General features: G+C 61.9%; 15 protein-coding genes. 9 read left to right on the plus strand and 6 right to left on the minus strand.

Annotated features, from left to right (window positions below; translation table 11 throughout):
* Positions 1-39: 39 nt before the first annotated feature.
* Both ACFMBG_RS20745 and ACFMBG_RS20750 read right to left on the minus strand, forming a co-directional pair.
* Positions 40-417 (minus strand): hypothetical protein, encoded by a 378-nt coding sequence (locus ACFMBG_RS20745; RefSeq protein ID WP_421056580.1) that lies wholly within the window; start codon positions 415-417, stop codon positions 40-42.
* 102 nt (positions 418-519) lie between these two features.
* Positions 520-1,491, minus strand: a complete 972-nt coding sequence (locus ACFMBG_RS20750; protein ID WP_421056581.1) for a DUF808 domain-containing protein — start codon at positions 1,489-1,491, stop codon at positions 520-522.
* Between the two features lie 245 nt (positions 1,492-1,736).
* On the opposite strand from ACFMBG_RS20750, the gene gap reads away from it, so the two are divergent.
* Positions 1,737-2,738 carry a type I glyceraldehyde-3-phosphate dehydrogenase gene (gene gap / locus ACFMBG_RS20755; protein ID WP_421056582.1) on the plus strand — a complete coding sequence of 334 codons (1,002 nt, stop codon included), beginning with the start codon at positions 1,737-1,739 and terminating at the stop codon, positions 2,736-2,738.
* A gap of 76 nt (positions 2,739-2,814) precedes the next feature.
* The gene (locus ACFMBG_RS20760; protein ID WP_421056583.1) at positions 2,815-2,958 is read left to right on the plus strand and encodes a hypothetical protein; all 144 of its coding nucleotides are present in this window, start codon (positions 2,815-2,817) and stop codon (positions 2,956-2,958) included.
* A 98-nt stretch (positions 2,959-3,056) separates the two neighbouring features.
* Here ACFMBG_RS20760 and coaD read toward each other — a convergent pair whose 3' ends face one another.
* The 3 genes from coaD to ACFMBG_RS20775 all read right to left on the minus strand — a co-directional run bounded on the left by coaD (position 3,057) and on the right by ACFMBG_RS20775 (position 5,039).
* Positions 3,057-3,557, minus strand: a complete 501-nt coding sequence (gene coaD / locus ACFMBG_RS20765) for a pantetheine-phosphate adenylyltransferase (RefSeq protein WP_421056584.1) — start codon at positions 3,555-3,557, stop codon at positions 3,057-3,059.
* A gap of 95 nt (positions 3,558-3,652) precedes the next feature.
* Positions 3,653-4,087 (minus strand): CBS domain-containing protein, encoded by a 435-nt coding sequence (locus ACFMBG_RS20770; RefSeq protein WP_421056585.1) that lies wholly within the window; start codon positions 4,085-4,087, stop codon positions 3,653-3,655.
* A 55-nt stretch (positions 4,088-4,142) separates the two neighbouring features.
* Positions 4,143-5,039, minus strand: a complete 897-nt coding sequence (locus tag ACFMBG_RS20775; RefSeq protein WP_421056586.1) for a LysR family transcriptional regulator — start codon at positions 5,037-5,039, stop codon at positions 4,143-4,145.
* A 136-nt stretch (positions 5,040-5,175) separates the two neighbouring features.
* Here ACFMBG_RS20775 and ACFMBG_RS20780 point away from each other — a divergent pair, with 136 nt between their 5' ends.
* From ACFMBG_RS20780 to ACFMBG_RS20790, 3 genes are all read left to right on the plus strand, one after another.
* Positions 5,176-6,675, plus strand: a complete 1,500-nt coding sequence (locus ACFMBG_RS20780) for a CoA-acylating methylmalonate-semialdehyde dehydrogenase (protein ID WP_421056587.1) — start codon at positions 5,176-5,178, stop codon at positions 6,673-6,675.
* 201 nt (positions 6,676-6,876) lie between these two features.
* A complete protein-coding gene (locus ACFMBG_RS20785) occupies positions 6,877-7,911 on the plus strand; it encodes a fatty acid desaturase (protein WP_421056588.1) in 1,035 nt (344 codons plus the stop codon).
* A 157-nt stretch (positions 7,912-8,068) separates the two neighbouring features.
* A complete protein-coding gene (locus ACFMBG_RS20790) occupies positions 8,069-8,671 on the plus strand; it encodes a L,D-transpeptidase (protein WP_421056589.1) in 603 nt (200 codons plus the stop codon).
* An 82-nt stretch (positions 8,672-8,753) separates the two neighbouring features.
* Here the strand turns inward: ACFMBG_RS20790 and ACFMBG_RS20795 are convergent, their stop codons facing one another.
* Positions 8,754-10,583, minus strand: a complete 1,830-nt coding sequence (locus ACFMBG_RS20795) for an O-linked N-acetylglucosamine transferase, SPINDLY family protein (RefSeq protein WP_421056590.1) — start codon at positions 10,581-10,583, stop codon at positions 8,754-8,756.
* A gap of 220 nt (positions 10,584-10,803) precedes the next feature.
* On the opposite strand from ACFMBG_RS20795, the gene ACFMBG_RS20800 reads away from it, so the two are divergent.
* The 4 genes from ACFMBG_RS20800 (at position 10,804) to ACFMBG_RS20815 (ending at position 15,703) form a co-directional block, all read left to right on the plus strand.
* A complete protein-coding gene (locus ACFMBG_RS20800; protein ID WP_421056591.1) occupies positions 10,804-11,943 on the plus strand; it encodes an acyl-CoA dehydrogenase family protein in 1,140 nt (379 codons plus the stop codon).
* A 51-nt stretch (positions 11,944-11,994) separates the two neighbouring features.
* Positions 11,995-13,041, plus strand: coding sequence for an enoyl-CoA hydratase/isomerase family protein (locus tag ACFMBG_RS20805; RefSeq protein WP_421056592.1), 1,047 nt, complete (start codon positions 11,995-11,997; stop codon positions 13,039-13,041).
* On the plus strand, positions 13,038-13,913 hold the full coding sequence (gene mmsB / locus ACFMBG_RS20810; protein ID WP_421056593.1) for a 3-hydroxyisobutyrate dehydrogenase: 876 nt from the start codon (positions 13,038-13,040) through the stop codon (positions 13,911-13,913). The genes ACFMBG_RS20805 and mmsB overlap by 4 nt, the downstream gene beginning before the upstream one ends.
* A 218-nt stretch (positions 13,914-14,131) precedes the next feature.
* Complete coding sequence (locus tag ACFMBG_RS20815) at positions 14,132-15,703, plus strand: Hint domain-containing protein (RefSeq protein WP_421056594.1); 1,572 nt, start codon at positions 14,132-14,134, stop codon at positions 15,701-15,703.
* Positions 15,704-15,726: the final 23 nt, after the last annotated feature.

Consider the following 15,726-nt stretch of genomic DNA (forward strand, 5'->3'; position numbering starts at 1 on the left):
AAAGCCTGCCATGATTATCTCCCGCTGCCCGTCTGGAGATTACCATGCCAGAGAGTTTCCACACAGCCTCAGCCCGTTCACGAGCTTCGCGAATTCGCTCCATTTTAACCATTCTTGCCCTGCCAAGTGGTGGTCGATAGCAGTCTGGCGGAAATTAATGTAGGCGTTATAAAAACGCTTGTTGCGAGATGACATCTCAGTGCTCGATTTCACAAACTCTTTGCAACGTTCATAACGTTCCAATGCGCTTGTTGTGTCTCCAGAGAACAAATCAATGTCAGCAGCAAACAAGTTGTAGCCTACCGATCTCGGAAATTTCGAGATGAGGGTGTTGGTGATATTTCTTGCCCTGATGAAGTCGCCTTTCACGGCTAGCCGTTGGGCTCTGAGAATCTGGTAGTTTCTTAGAATCTTCATGGTAGACGGCTCGTTTTCAGTTCATCAATAACTCTGACAGTTGTAAAATCAGGGTCAACATGGTCTCGGAGTGGGCATTGGTCCAGCCGTACAAACGAATTCTCAGATGCCTGAAGACTTCCCGGAAACCGCCGCAATCGCCGGCCCGATCACCTTGGTCGCCAGCGGGATCAGCAACAGCCCCAGCGAGACGCCAAACACCCCGTCCATTGCGGCCTTGGCCGTCCATTCCACGATCCCGGCCCAACCCTCGGGCACAACGTGGCCCGCCGCATAGGCCCAGTCGTGGATATGATGGCCCAGCCAGCCAAAGCCCAACACCTCCAGCCCGTGAATGATGATCGACCCGCCAACCCACAGCATCGCCGCAGTGCCGACCACTGAGAGGATCTTCATCAGCACCGGCATGAACTTGACCAGCCCGCGCCCCAGGCCCCGTCCGGCCGCCGTATAGGCATTGCCGCTCAGGTACAGGCCCACATCGTCCATCTTCACGATCAGGGCGACCAAACCGTAAACCGCGACCGTCACACCGATGCCCACCACGGCCAGCGTTGCCGCCTGCATCCAGACATTTGGTGCCTCGATGGCAGCCAGCGCGATCGTCATGATCTCAGCCGACAGTATGAAGTCGGTCTTGATCGCGCCTTTGACCTTCTGCTCTTCCAGATGGCCGGGGTCCTTGATGCTCATGTCTTCGTCAATCGCGTGGCTGGCATGCGGGAACAGCACGTGAAAAATCTTCTCGGCTCCCTCAAAGCACAGGTAAGCCCCGCCCAGCATCAGCAGCGGCGTGATCATCCAAGGCGCGAAATTGGCCAGCAGCATGGCGACCGGAAGCAGCAGGATCAGCTTGTTGAAGAAAGAGCCCCGCGCAATGCGCCAGATGATCGGCAGTTCCCGCGCCGGCGCAAAACCCTGCACGTATTTCGGGGTCACCGCAGCGTCGTCGATGATCACCCCTGCGGTCTTGGCCCCGGCCTTGCCCGCCGCTGCCGCCACATCGTCGACCGAGGCCGCCGCAACCTTGGCAATCCCCGCCACATCATCCAGAAGCGCCAGCAAACCGCTCATGCCAAATCCCTCAATCTCTGCCCGCGTTTGATGCGCAATCTGCCCGCTTCCGCGCCTCAGCACAAGCGTTAGCGCCACCGGCCAATGGCGGCAAATTTCCGTTAACGCCACCAGCTAAAATCGTTACCGCCACCATTCACATTTTGCGCTAACAGTCTCATTTAATGACGCTTTTCCCCCTTTTGACCCTACGGCCAGGGGGCTATATGGCGGCCAAAGGTTTTTGCTCGCTTGGAGACGCACTCATGACCATCAAAGTCGGGATCAACGGTTTTGGCCGCATCGGCCGCTGCACCCTGTCGCACATCGCCGCCTCTGGCCGCGACGACATCGAAGTGATCAAGGTGAACGCCACCGGCCCGCTGGAAACCGCGGCGCACCTGATCAAATACGACTCCGTGCATGGCCGTTTCCCGGGTGAAGTGACCATCGGCGACGGCACCATGAACCTGGGCCGCGGCGACATGCAGATGTTCTCTACCTACGACATGAACGAGCTGGACTGGGACGGCTGCGACGTCGTTCTGGAATGCACCGGTAACTTCAACGACGGCGAGAAGGCCAAGACCCATATCGAGCGCGGCGCCAAGAAAGTGCTGCTGTCGGCCCCCGGCAAGAACGTCGACAAGACCATCGTCTATGGCGTCAACCACGACCAGCTGGAAGCCGGCGACAAGATGATCTCCAACGGCTCCTGCACCACCAACTGCCTGGCGCCGCTGGCCAAGGTTCTGGATGAGGCGTTTGGCATCGAGCACGGCATCATGACCACCATCCACGCCTACACCGGCGACCAGCCGACCCTGGACCGCCGCCACAAGGACCTGTACCGCGCCCGCGCTGCCGCCATGTCGATGATCCCGACCTCGACCGGCGCCGCCAAGGCCCTGGGTGAAGTGCTGCCGAACCTGAAGGGCCGCCTGGACGGTTCCGCCATCCGCGTGCCGACCCCGAATGTCTCCGCCGTCGACCTGACCTTCCGCGCCGGCCGCGACGTGACCGCCGAGCAGGTCAACGCCGCCGTCAAGGAAGCCGCCGAAGGCCCGATGAAGGGCGTGCTGGGCTTTGAGCCGGCACCGCTGGTCTCCACCGACTTCAACCACACCCCGGAAAGCTCGATCTTCGCACCGGACCAGACCCGTGTAGTCGAGGACCGCATGGTGCGCGTGCTGGCCTGGTACGACAATGAATGGGGCTTCTCGGTCCGCATGGCTGACGTCGCCGTGGCGATGGGCAAACTGGGCTAAGCCTGGCCCAACCCCTTGAGAAACCACGCCCGCTCAGGTTATCTGGGCGGGCGTTTTCTTTTGCGGCGGAGCCCCGATGACCAACCGGATTGCCATTTCCCTGGGCCTGTTCCTGATCTCCGCCGCCATTGTAGACATTGCCCTGTTTGGGGATCAGCACATGATCTTCCTGGGCAAGAAGCTGTTTGCCCTGATCGACTGGGTTGCCTTCTGGCGCTGAGCCGCCCTCACCGCTGTGGCCGCCCGCGCGCAGCGCACCGACGAAAGCACAAAGCCGGGCGTTAGCCCGGCTTTGCCATATTCAGTTCTGCTGGTAACTTAGGCGGTCTTGCCGAGACGCTGCAGCAGCTTGTCCTTGACCAGCGGTGTCACGAATTTCGACACATCGCCATCCAGCCGGGCGATTTCCTTGACCAGCTTGGAGGCGATCGCCTGATGCCGCGCCTCGGCCATCAGGAACACCGTCTCGATCGAGCTGTCGAGCGCGCGGTTCATGCCGACCATCTGGAACTCATACTCGAAATCCGCCACCGCCCGCAGGCCGCGCACGATGATCTGGGCGCCGACGTCGCGGGCGCAGTCGATCAGCAGGTTCTCAAACGGATGCGCAATGATCTCGGTGCCAGTCTCCTCGCTGAGCTTGGCGCATTCCGCCTCGATCATGCCGACCCGCTCCTCCAGGCCGAACAACGGCCCCTTGTCACGGTTGATGGCGACGCCGATCACCAGCTTGTCCACCAGCGCGCTGGCGCGGCGGATGATGTCGATGTGCCCGATGGTGATCGGGTCGAAGGTGCCGGGATACAGACCCACACGCATGGGCGGCCTCCTGCCTTGTCAGAATTTCTGCGCACGCAAACACATTTGCGGCTGGCAATGCAAGGGGGCAGAAATACGGACCCCCTGCCTGCGTCTCAGTGACCCATGATCATGTCCTGCAGCGCATCCTTCTCCATCGCCACCTGCGCCAGCTGCGCCTTGACCGCATCGCCAAGTGTAACGATTCCCACAAGCTTTCCGTCCTCGACCACCGGCATGTGGCGGAACCGGCCCTCGGTCATCTGCGTCAGCAGCTCGCCCACGTTGGACTGGCTGGTGCAGGTCACCAGCTTGCGCGTCATATAGGCGCTGACCGGCTGGTCGAGGCAGCCTGCCCCTTCTTTTGACAGTTCCCGGACAATGTCACGCTCTGACAGGATGCCATCCGGCGTTTCGCCGTCCGCGGAGACCACGACGGTGCCAAAACGGTTGTCCGCCATCACTTTTGCCGCCTCGGCCACGCTTGCATCCGGCTTGACTGTCACCACGCCGGTGCTGGCCTTGGATTTCAAAATGACCTGAACAAGCATACGGCAAACCTCCGAAATTTTATTGCGTTACAGCAAGGTTTGCCGCAACGCAGCTTTAAGTCAAGGATTCCAGCCGGGCCACCTCGTCGCGGATGCCTTTGGACAGCGCCTGGGCAAAACGGTTCAATCGCTCGCTGCGCTGGTCGCCCTGGTGGCGCACCAGGTGGAAACTGCGGGTGAGGCTCACCTTGTCTGTCAGGATCTTGCGCAGCATCCGGTGGGCCGGCAGGCTGAAGTCATGCGCTACGCAAATCGCCGTTCCTTGGGCTGCCATCTTGATCTGCACCGAGACCGAGTTGGAGGCCAGCGCCACCCGCTCAACCCCGATATCGTTCAGATAGTCGAGCTCCTTGTCGAAGATCATGTCCGGGATGTAGCCGATCATCTTGTGGCCCTTCAGATCCTCCAGCTTGGTGATCGGCGGGTGGTCCTTCAGATAGTGGCGCGAGGCCACCAGGTGCAGCTTGTAGTCGCAGATCTTCTGCACCAGCAGCTTGCCGGCCGTCGGCGCGCTGACGGTCACCGCCATATCCGCCTCGCGGCGGCTGAGGTTGATGACCCGCGGCAGCGCCACGATCTGGATATCCAGGTCCGGGTTTTCCTCGGCAATCTGGGCGCAGACCTGCGGCAGGATGTAGTTGGCACTGCCGTCCGGCGCGCCGATGCGGATTTGCCCGGACAGGGTATCGCTCGGCCCTGTCAGCGCTTCGGTGCCCGCCCGCATCGCCTGCTCCGCCGCCTCCGCATGCACCAGCAGCCGGTCGCCGGCCGCGCTCAGCGCATAGCCTTGCGGCGATTTCACGAACAGCGGCGTCTCCAGCGCAGCTTCGAACCGGGCGATCCTGCGGCCCACGGTGGCCGGGTCCATCTTCAGGACGCGGCCTGCTCCGGACAGGCTCGCCTCCCGTGCCACCGCCAAAAACACTTTCATATCATCCCACTGGGGATCCATCGGCCCGGTTCCTCCGTGTTCCTGTTAACGCCGCGTTAACCTTTTGCGTTCCTGCAAAGCCTCTTTGAAATCTTTCCTCTTTTCCGACGTTTTTTGCAAGCCTAGGATTATGGCAAGATGAACAGAGGAGGAACCGATGCAAGAACTCGGCCACTTTATCAACGGCAAGATCGTCTCCGGCACCTCGGGCCGCTTTGACGATGTCTTCAACCCGGCAACCGGCGAAGTGCAGTACAAATGCCCGATGGCAAGCGTTGCTGAAACCACCGACGCCATCGAAAAGGCCGCGGCGGCACAGCCGGCCTGGGGTGCAACCAACCCGCAGAAGCGCGCCCGTGTCATGATGGCCATGGTTGGCCTGATGAACCGCGACATGGACAAGCTGGCCGAGGCGCTGAGCCGCGAGCACGGCAAGACCATCCCGGACGCCAAGGGCGACCTGCAGCGCGGCCTGGAAGTGATCGAATACTGCGTCGGCGCACCGCAGATGCTGAAAGGTGAATTCACCGACAGCGCAGGCCCCGGCATCGACATGTACTCCATGCGCCAGCCGCTGGGTGTTGTCGGCTCGATCATGCCGTTCAACTTCCCGGCCATGATGCCGCTGTGGCACGTCGGCCCGGCGCTGGCCTGCGGCAACGCCGTGGTGCTGAAACCGTCCGAGCGCGACCCCTCCGTGCCGCTGATGCTGGCGGAGCTGTTCGTCGAGGCAGGCCTGCCCGAAGGTGTGTTCCAGGTGGTGAACGGCGACCGCGAGGCGGTTGACACCATCCTTGACAGCGAAATCATCCAGGGTGTGTCCTTCGTGGGGTCCACCCCGATCGCGCAGTACATCTATTCCCGCGCCACCGCCAACGGTAAGCGCGCCCAGTGCTTCGGCGGCGCCAAGAACCACATGATCATCATGCCCGACGCCGATCTGGACCAGGCCGCAGACGCGCTGGTCGGCGCAGGCTTCGGCGCGGCCGGCGAACGCTGCATGGCAATCTCGGTTGCGGTGCCGGTGGGTGAAGAAACCGCCGACAAGCTGATCGAAAAGCTGATCCCGCGCATCGAAACCCTGAAGGTCGGCCCCTACACCGCAGGCGACGACGTCGACCTGGGCCCGGTTGTGACCGCAGCCGCCAAGGAGCGCATCCTGGGCCTGATCCAGTCCGGTGTCGATCAGGGCGCTAAGCTGGTTGTCGACAATCGCGACTTCAAACTGCAGGGCTACGAGGACGGTTTCTTTGTCGGTGCTCACCTGTTCGACCATGTCACCCCGGACATGGACATCTACAAGCAGGAAATCTTCGGCCCGGTGCTTTCCACTGTCCGTGCAGGCACTTACGAGGAAGCCCTGAAGCTGGCGATGGACCACGAATACGGCAACGGCACCGCGATCTTCACCCGTGACGGCGACACCGCGCGTGACTTCGCCAGCCGTGTGAACATCGGTATGGTGGGCATCAACGTGCCGATCCCGGTGCCGCTGGCCTACCACACCTTCGGCGGTTGGAAGAAGTCGATGTTCGGTGACCTGAACCAGCATGGCCCGGACAGCTTCAAGTTCTATACCCGGACCAAGACCGTGACCTCCCGCTGGCCCTCGGGCATCAAGGAAGGCGGCGAGTTCAACTTCAAGGCAATGGACTAACCCCCTGCCCTTAAATCAGAAAGGCCCCGGACGCTCCGGGGCCTTTTTCTTTGCCCGCAACTTCTGCGGGACCTTCTCGACCGGCGCCCTTGCTCCCTTGGCAGCACAGTGCCGTTTAAAATGGAGCTTAAAGGTAAATAACGCTTGCTCCCCGCTGCCGCTCGTCTATCCGGTCTGCGACAGACAAAAAACGGCAGGCGCATGAGCAAGACACAAGAACCGAACCAGCCGCAGGCGGCCGCCAAGACCGCGCGCGACTGGGTCAAGATCCTGGCCCAATACCGGGAGCCAAATCTTTGGCGCAGCACCTTCGAGCTGGCGGTTACCGTCGTGCCTTTCCTATTGCTTTGGGCCCTGGCCTGGTGGTCGCTGTCGGTCAGTTATTGGCTGACGCTGGCAATCTCCGTCTTGATCGCCGCCTTCCTGCTGCGGCTGTTCACCATCCAGCACGACTGCGGGCACGGCTCCTTCTTCGCCAACCGCCATGTCAGCGACTGGACCGGCCGGATCATCGGGGTCTTGACCCTCACGCCCTATGACGTCTGGCGCCGAACCCATTCGATCCACCACAGCACCCACGGCAACCTGGGCAAGCGCGGCATGGGCGACATCCACACAATGACCGTGGCCGAATACCGCGCCGCCAGCCGCTGGGAGCGGCTGGTCTACCGGCTTTACCGCCACCCGGTGACCCTGTTCGGGATCGGCCCCGGATACCTGTTCTTCCTGCAGAACCGCATTCCCTATGGCCTGACCGGCCAAGCGCGCTACTGGATCAGCGCCATGGGCACCAACGCGTCGATTCTCGCGGCGCTGGGGCTGATCTGGTATTTCGGCGGCCTGATGCCGCTCTTGCTGATCTTCCTGCCCGCCACCCTGATCGCCGCCACCGCCGGCCTGTGGCTGTTCTATGTCCAGCACCAGTTCGAGACCACCCAATGGGAGCAGGAACAGGATTGGCAGCTGCACGATGCCGCCCTGCACGGCAGTTCGCACTATGTGCTGCCGCCGGTCCTGCAATGGCTCAGCGCCAACATCGGCATTCACCACGTGCACCATCTGTACAGCCGCATCCCGTTTTACCGCCTGACCGAGGTGCTGCGGGACCACGCGGAACTGGCCGAAGGCAACCGGATGACCATCCGCGAAAGCCTGGCCAATGCCCGGCTGCACCTGTGGGATGAAGACAGCCGCCGGCTGCTGTCGTTTGCGCAGGCCCGCCATCTCTGCAACTGAGCACCTCGAAGCCTGCAATCCGGCCCGGGCGGCGGTCTTCCGCCGCTTGCGGCATCACAAGGGTGTGAGGCGCTGCGTTTGCGTCCTGACGCCACTGGAAATTCCTGAGCGGCTGATTATCTTGCGCGGAGTTTTCGAGCAGCACGGTTGAGGAAAAATGACAAAACTCCGTATCACCCGCCGCGCCACCCTGATGGGCCTGGGCGCCACCCTGGCCACTCCCGCCATCCTGCGCGCGGAATCGACAGATGCCTTCCCGCAGAACGAACCGGTGATCCGCGAACAGGTTCCGGTGCAGCGCAATGTCTCCGCCTTCTCGCAGCAGAACTGGCAGGACCATTTCGAAGAGCTGGGCGCAGGCTGCCTGCTGGCCGATATCAGCTCCCGCGCGCTGCATTACTGGGGGCCGGACGGCGAGACCTACCGCCTGTTCCCCTCCTCTGTGCCGATGACCGAAGAGCTGACCAAACGCGGCTACACCGAGGTCGTGCGCAAGGCGGAAAATCCCAGCTGGACCCCGACCCAGTCGATGCGCGAGCGCGACCCCACGCTGCCGGTCCGCATTGAAGGCGGCGACCCCGGCAACCCGCTGGGCACCCGGGCGATGTATCTGGACTGGCCCGCTTACCTGGTGCACGGCACCCATGACACCCGCAAGATCGGCCGCCAAAGCTCCTCCGGCTGCATCGGCCTTTACAATCAGCACGTGGAAGAGCTGTACGAGCTGGTGCAGGTCGGCACTCAGGTCCGGCTGCTGTAAGCCTGTTGAGCTTCAGCCCCGCTAAAAAGAGGGAGTGCAGGCTGACCTGCACTCCCTTTTTCGTTTTTTGGCAGCCTCCGATTCAGGCAAGGCTGATATGATCCGGTTTCAGCCTGGCATTGTAACGCTCCAAAGCTTTCTCCATCAAAGCCTCGAAGTTGCGGGTGAATTTTGCCGTGTCGTACAGCGGACCGTTGGCGATCCCCTCCTTCAGGCGCGCTTTGATGCCAGCCAGATACTCCGGATCGCGCGCCAGTTTGAGCGCCAGCGCCTGATACTGCTGCGGTGTCGCAACGGCGAGGTCCGGAACACCCGCGCAGTCCACCAGGCTGGTGGCCACCCGCGCGGCAAACTGCTTGCCGGTTTTTGTGACAACAGGCACCCCTGCCCACAATGCGTCACTGGCAGTCGTATGCGCATTCACGGCGAAGGTATCCAAGAACACATCCGCCAGCTGCAAGCGGGCCAGGTGCTCTTTCTGATCGGCAAAACCCGCAAACACAATGCGTTCCGGTCCGATGCCCCGTTTCTTGGCCTCCTTCAGGATGTTCTCTCTGGCCTTGCCCTGCGGCGCATAGAACCAAAGCACACTGTCCGGAACCCGATCCAGCAGTTTCATCCAGACGTCAAATTCATCCGGCGATACCTTGTAGGGGTTGTTGAAGGAGCAGAAAACGAAGGCATCCTCCGGCAGCCCCGCTTCCGCCCGAGTGGGGATGTCATCAGAAGCTTCGCGCTGGTCGTCGTTCGGCTGATAGCAGTCCGGCATGTAGAGGATCTTTTCGGTATAATACTTGCGGAGCTTTTCCGGGATCGTAACCGGGTCGGCCACCATATAATCCATTTCGTCGACCCCTGATGTTCCCGGGTACCCGAGATAAGTCACATGCACAGGCGCCAGGCGGTTGTTGAAGATATTCACCCGGTTGCCCTTGGTGTACCCCTTCAGGTCAATCGCAATATCCAGGCCGTCCTCACGCGCGACCGCGGCGATTTCGTCATTTTCCAGGCCGGCGACCTGTTTGTACACGTCGGCGGCGTGTTCAGCCCGCAGCCGGCCTTCCTGGTCATTCACCTCGCCGTAGTCATAAATGAAGATTTCAAACCGGTCGCGGTCATGCAGTTCCAGCTGGCGCCCCATCAGGAACATCGTGGCGTGATTGAAGAAATCGTTGGAGAAGTACCCGAGGCGGATCTTGCGGCCTTCGGCCCGCGGCCGTTCGAACACGGCGGCTGAGGTATCGGATTTTGCGAGCTCCGCAGCCTTGACCGAAAATTTCCTTTGCAGGCCCGGATCATCCACCATCGACAGGAAGGCGAACGGGTCAATCCCCACATCCGTCTTGCGGAACACCTGAACCCGCTTCTCCCGGTTCCCCAGATCCGTCCAGTCGCAGATCCGGCGGCGCAGAAAGACTAGCCGTGCCAGCGCTGTCGCATTGTTGGGGTCAAACTTCACCGCAGCGTCAAAATAGTTGATTGCCTCTTCATCCTGGTTCAGCCGCATCAGGTAGCTGCCGATATAGGACAGGGATTTGGAATTGGAGGGATCCAGCCGAAGCGCATCAATGTGGGCCAGGATCGCCTTGTCATGCCGGTTCATCATTTCCAGCACTTCGCCGAGCGAGGCGTAGATCAGCCGGTTTTTGTCATCCAGCTCCAGCGCCTGGCGCAGCAGGTACTCGGCATCTGAGAATTGCCGCTTCAGCGCAAGCTTGCGGGCCTTGGCATGCAATGCCTTGGCCTGCGCCTGCGGTGAGCCGCTGGTTTGCTTGACCATGCCGTGCCGCATCGACAGCGCAAAACCGGCGCGGGCATTGCTGCCGACCGCGCCGGCAAAGGCCTGTTTCGTCTTGTCCGCGTCTTTGGGTCCGGAGGATGCCAGAAAGTGCTGCGCCCCTGAATTCGACACTGGGTCTACTCCTTTTGGAATGCATCCGCAGGATTCACCTGCGAGTGATCGGTTTGGGACAGAGTTTCGCCGAAGTTTCTTAACATTCTCCTCACCATGCCTGCCCGCCCTGCGGCATTGCTGCACGGCGGCTTTGCATTTGCGCAGCTTGCCTCAACGTCCCGCCGGCGCTATTAAATAAACAACTGTTCAATTCATTGCGCCACGGGAGGAGCTGAACATGGATTTCGCACTCACAGAGGAACAGCAGGCCATCTTCGACATGGCCCATGCCTTTGGCCAGGAGAACATCGCGCCGCACTCCCGCCAGTGGGAGAAAGACGGCACCATCCCCAAATCGCTGTGGCCGCAGCTAGCCGAGCTGGGGTTCGGCGGGCTGTACGTCTCTGAGGAATACGGTGGTTCCGGACTGTCCCGGCTCGACGCCACCCTGGTGTTCGAAGCGCTGGCAATGGCCGATCCGGCGGTTGGCTCGTTCTTGTCGATCCACAACATGTGCGGCGGCATGATCGACAAGTTCGGCTCCGAAGAGACCAAGCAGAAATGGCTGCCCAGCTTGTGCTCGATGGAGAAGATCTTCTCCTACTGCCTGACCGAACCGGGCTCCGGCTCCGACGCGGCGGCCCTGAAAACCCGCGCCGAGCGCAGCAACGAAGGCTACACGCTGAACGGCTCCAAGGCATTCATCTCCGGCGGCTCCTATTCCGACGCCTATGTCGTTATGTGCCGCACCGGCGAGGATGGCCCCAAGGGGATCTCCACCGTGGTGGTCGAGGACGGCGCCCAGGGCCTGTCCTTCGGCGCGCTGGAGGACAAGATGGGCTGGAAGGCGCAGCCGACCTCGCAGGTGCAGTTCGACGATTGCAAGATCCCGGCGGACAACCTGATCGGCGAGGAAGGCAAAGGCTTCTCCTACGCGATGGCAGGGCTGGACGGCGGCCGCCTGAATATTTCGGCCGGCGCGCTTGGCGGCGCCCAGGCAGCGCTGGATCAGACCGTGCAGTACATGTCTGAGCGCAAGGCCTTCGGTAAGCCGATCAACCAGTTCCAGGCGCTGCAGTTCCGGCTGGCGGAGTATGAGACCCGCCTTCAGGCCGCGCGCACCTTCCTGCGCCAGGCGGCGTGGAAGCTGGACAACGGCGCCCATGACGCCACCAAGTTCTGCGCCATGGCCAAGCTGATGGTCACCGACACTGCCTTTGACGTTGCCAACGGCTGCCTGCAGCTGCACGGCGGATACGGCTACCTGGCCGACTACGGCGTCGAGAAGATCGTGCGCGACCTGCGGGTGCACCAGATCCTGGAAGGCACAAACGAAATCATGCGCCTGATCGTCGCGCGCCAGCTGATTGCGGAGTAACCTGCAATCAGCACACTGCCCGCGGCAACACATACTGACGGAGCACGCCCGATGAGTGATATCCATATCCGCAAATCCGGCCAGGCCGGCCGCATCACCTTCACCCGCCCCAAGGCGCTGAATGCGATGAGCTATGAGATGTGCATGGCGATCGACGCTGCCATGCGCGAGTGGGCCGAAGATGACGACGTCAAGCTGGTGGTGATCGACGCCGAGGGCGACAAGGCCTTTTGCGCCGGCGGAGATATTGCCGAGCTTTATGACACCGGCACCAAGGGCGACTACTCCTATGGCCGCATCTTCTGGCGCGACGAATACCGGCTGAACGCCCGCATCTTTGAGTACAAGAAGCCGGTGATCAGCTTCATGCAGGGCTTCACCATGGGCGGCGGCGTTGGCATCGGCTGCCACGGCACTCACCGGGTTGTCAGCGAAAGCAGCCAGATCGCCATGCCGGAGGTCGGTATCGGCCTGGTGCCGGATGTGGGCGGCTCCCTGATGCTGGCCCTGGCGCCGGATCACTTGGGTGAATACCTCGGCATGACGGCAGCGCGGATGGGTGCAGATGACGCGATCCTCGCAGGCTTTGCCGATTATTTCATCCCGCAGGATCAATGGCCCGCGCTGATCACCGCTCTGGAGGAATCCGGCAGCGCCAAGCTGGTCGAGGACGCAGCCGAAATCGCCCCTGAGGGCAAGCTGCGCGCAGTCCGCGAGGACACGGCCAAGTACTTCGGCAAGGGCAGCCTCGAAGCCATCCTCGAGGGCCTCCAGGCCGAAAGCAGCGAGTTTGCAAAAGGTGCGCTGAAATCCCTGACCCGCAATTCCCCGCTGTCGATGGCCTGCACGCTGGCGATGCTGCAGCAGCTGCGCGACCAGGGGCCCGCCATCCGCCGGGCGCTGGATCTGGAATACCGCTTTACCTACCGCGCGATGGAAAAAGGCGATTTCCTGGAAGGCATCCGGGCCCAGATCATTGACAAGGACCGCAATCCGCAGTGGCAATATGCCGGTCAGGAGGTCCCCGCGGCAGCGGTTGAGGACATGCTGGCGCCGCTCGGCGCGGATGCGCTGACATTTGAGGAGGAACTCGCATGAAGATCGGATTTATCGGACTTGGCAACATGGGCGGCCCGATGGCCGCCAACCTGGCCAAGGCAGGCCATGAGGTGACCGGCTTTGACATGGCCGATGTCAGCATCGACGGCGTGAAAATGGCCGCATCCGGCCCCGAGGCCGCAGCGGGCGCCGATGCGGTGATCACCATGCTGCCCAACGGTGCCATCCTGCGCCTGGTTGCGGCTGAGGTCATCCCGGCCATGACCAAGGGCGCCGCCTTCATCGATTGCTCCACCGTTGATGTGGACTCCGCCCGCGCCGTGGCAGAGCAAGCAGGCGCAGCAGGCCTGCTGGCCGTGGACGCGCCGGTTTCCGGCGGCATCGGCGGCGCGGCAGGTGGCACGCTCACCTTCATGGCCGGCGGCTCGGCTGAGGCGTTTGCAGCGGCGGAACCGCTGTTTGATATCATGGGCCAGAAAGCCGTGCATTGCGGCGAGGCAGGTGCCGGCCAGGCCGCCAAGATCTGCAACAACATGATCCTCGGCGTCACCATGATCGCTACCTGCGAAGCCTTTGCGCTGGCCGACAAGCTGGGCCTGGACCGGCAGAAGATGTTCGACGTCGTCTCGACCTCCTCCGGCTACAGCTGGACCATGAACGCCTATTGCCCGGCCCCCGGCGTTGGCCCGAAGTCGCCGGCCGATAATAACTACCAGCCGGGTTTCGCGGCGGAGCTTATGCTCAAGGATCTGGGCCTCAGCCAGCAGGCCGCCGAAAGTGCCGATGCCGACACGCCGATGGGCGAACTGGCCATGGCGCTCTACAAGAAGTTCGTCGAGGAGGAAGACGGCAAGGGCATGGACTTCTCCGCCATGCTGCCCCGTTTTGAAAAGCGCAGCCGGGACGGCTGAACGGATTTTTCAAGAACGCCAGCCCTTTGGCGGACGGAATGAAACCAAGAAAGGCAGCCCGGAAACGGCTGCCTTTTCCTTTAGGCCTGCGAAAATACCCCTAAAATTTGAGTAAACTCCAGAATTCCGGCACCAGCCTGCCACAGTTCCGTCCAAGTTCAGAACCATTCCGGTAAGCAACCGTAAAACCTTGCACACCCGGAGGCAGGCTGTCCGATATGGCCACGGCAACGGAACTGAATATCAACACTTCCGCAACCGCCACCCAGATGGCGGAGGAGATCTTTGGCGACGGCGTCACCGTCACCAGCGCCAGCTACAGCGGCGACGACCTGTCATCGGGCATCTACTCCGGCGCCGACACCAGCACGCCCGGCGTGGCGCCCGCGGACTCGGGGGTGATCCTGTCGACCGGCTATGCCCGCGACTTCACCAACAGCGACGGCTCCGCCAACACCAATGTCCGAAGCAACACCAGCACCAACACGTCCGGCGTCAACCGGGACGCCGATTTTGATGCCCTGGCCGGCGCCACCACCCGCGATGCCTCCTTCATGGAGATCGAGTTCATCCCGGACGGCGACACGCTGACCATCGATTTCGTGCTCTCCTCCGAGGAATACCCGGAGTTCGTGGACTCGCAATATAACGACGTGGTCGGTGTCTGGGTGAACGGGGTCGAAGCCCAGGTCTCCATCGGCGACGGCACTGCCTCGATCGGCAACATCAACGATGGCTCCGAAAACATCTATGTCGACAACACCGGTGACCAGTTCAACACCGAGATGGACGGCTTCACCATCACCCTGACCTTTGTCGCTCCGGTGAACGCAGGCGAGGTCAATACCCTGAAGATCGGCGTCGCCGACACCTCCGACAGCAACTATGACACCAACCTGCTGATTGCTGGCGGTTCGGTGCAGACTGCCGTCGTGGCGCAGGATGACCAGGAAGACATCGCCATCAACAAAACCAGGGTCATTGATGTCCTGGAAAACGACAGCACGTCCGGCGGCACGCTGACCATCACCCATATCAATGATCAGGCGGTCTCCGCCGGTGATACCGTCACCCTGACCACAGGCCAGAAGATCACACTGAACGATGACGGCACCCTTACCGTGGTCACCGACGGCGACCTGGAAACTGTCTACTTCAACTACACGGCGGATAACGGCCTCGGCAACTCCGACACCGGCCTGGTCGGGATCAATCAGACGGTGCCCTGTTTCCTGCGCGGCACCATGATCCGCGTGCCAGGCGGCGAAATCCCGGTCGAGGAGCTGCGCCCCGGCATGCAGGTCCTGACCTACGACAACGGCCCCCAGACGCTGCAATGGACCGGCAGCCGCCGCGTCGCCTGCACGCCGGACACCGCCCCGATCCGGTTTGCCAGGGGCAGCTGCGGAAACGAACGCGACCTTTACGTCTCTCCCCAGCACCGGATGCTGATCTCCGGCGGCCAAGCGGAGCTGCTGTTCGGCGAAGAGGAAGTGCTGGTCAAGGCCAAGGACCTGGTCAACGGCAAGACCATCCGCCCGGCGCTGGAGATGCAGGAGGCGGAATACATCCACCTGCTGTTTGGCCGCCACCAGATTCTCTGGGCAGACGGCGCGCTGAGCGAAAGCTACCAGCCCGGCCCGGAAACCGCAGCGGGTTTTGATTCTGCCACGCTGGCGGAAATCCGCGACTTGTTCCCGGAACTCTGCGCCAAAACTGGCCGCGGTTACGGGAATGCCGCCCGGCTGTCCCTGCGCAGCTTTGAAGCGCGGGTTCTTGCCGCTGCCTGAGTGCCAACTGGCGGCCCGCCGCC

The organism is Leisingera coralii (assembly GCF_049056525.1).
Classification (GTDB): domain Bacteria; phylum Pseudomonadota; class Alphaproteobacteria; order Rhodobacterales; family Rhodobacteraceae; genus Leisingera; species Leisingera coralii.